The sequence below is a fragment of the Streptomyces sp. NPDC014006 genome, from assembly GCF_043088925.1.
Classification (GTDB): Bacteria; Actinomycetota; Actinomycetes; order Streptomycetales; family Streptomycetaceae; genus Streptomyces.
This window is the reverse complement of the sequence record NZ_JBICAJ010000061.1, coordinates 1-1053: the sequence shown is the minus strand read 5'-3', so window position 1 is coordinate 1053 and position 1053 is coordinate 1. Positions and strand designations below refer to the sequence as shown.

Annotated in this window: 1 protein-coding gene; it reads right to left on the bottom strand. The window is 70.9% G+C overall.

All coding sequences use genetic code 11. The features are described 5' to 3' along the window. Positions 1-1053: biotin/lipoyl-containing protein (locus ACF1GV_RS42610; protein WP_391692554.1), on the bottom strand; the 1053-nt coding region annotated here is incomplete at its 5' end.

Here is a 1053-nt window from a genome sequence, read left to right as displayed (position 1 = left end):
TCAGTCCGTGATCTCGCAGATGGCGGCGCCGCTGGTGAGGGAGGCGCCGACTTCGGCGGTGAGGCCCTTGATGGTGCCGGACTTGTGGGCGTTGAGGGGCTGTTCCATCTTCATGGCCTCCAGGACGACGACGAGGTCGCCTTCCTTGACTTCCTGGCCCTCCTCGACGGCGATCTTGACGATGGTGCCCTGCATGGGGGAGGCGAGGGTGTCGCCGGAGGCGACGGGGCCGGACTTCTTCGCGGCGCGGCGTTTGGGCTTGGCGCCGGCGGCGAGGCCGGTGCGGGCCAGGCTCATGCCGAGGCTGGAGGGCAGGGAGACCTCCAGGCGCTTGCCGCCGACCTCGACGACGACCGTCTCGCGGCCCGCTTCCTCGTCCGCGTCGGTGTCGGCGGGGGCGGTGAAGGGGGTGATGTCGTTGGTGAACTCGGTCTCGATCCAGCGGGTGTGGACCGTGAAGGGGTCGGTGGAGCCGGTGAGTTCGGGGGCGAAGGCGGGGTCGGTGACGACCTTGCGGTGGAAGGGGATGGCGGTGGCCATGCCTTCGACCTGGAACTCCTCCAGGGCGCGGGCGGCGCGCTGGAGGGCTTCGGCGCGGGTGCGGCCGGTGACGATGAGTTTGGCGAGCAGGGAGTCCCAGGCGGGGCCGATGACGCTGCCGGATTCGACGCCGGCGTCGAGGCGGACGCCGGGGCCCGACGGCGGGTTGAACGTGGTGACGGTGCCGGGGGCGGGCAGGAAGCCGCGGCCCGGGTCCTCGCCGTTGATGCGGAACTCGAAGGAGTGGCCGCGCAGGGGCGGGTCGTCGTAGCCGAGGGGTTCGCCGTCGGCGATGCGGAACATCTCGCGGACCAGGTCGATGCCGGCGACTTCTTCGGTGACGGGGTGTTCGACCTGCAGGCGGGTGTTGACCTCGAGGAAGGAGATGGTGCCGTCCTGGCCGACGAGGAACTCGCAGGTGCCGGCGCCTTCGTAGCGGGCTTCCTTGAGGATGGCCTTGGAGGCGCGGTAGAGCTCGGCGACCTGTGCCTCGGACAGGAACGGGGCCGGGGC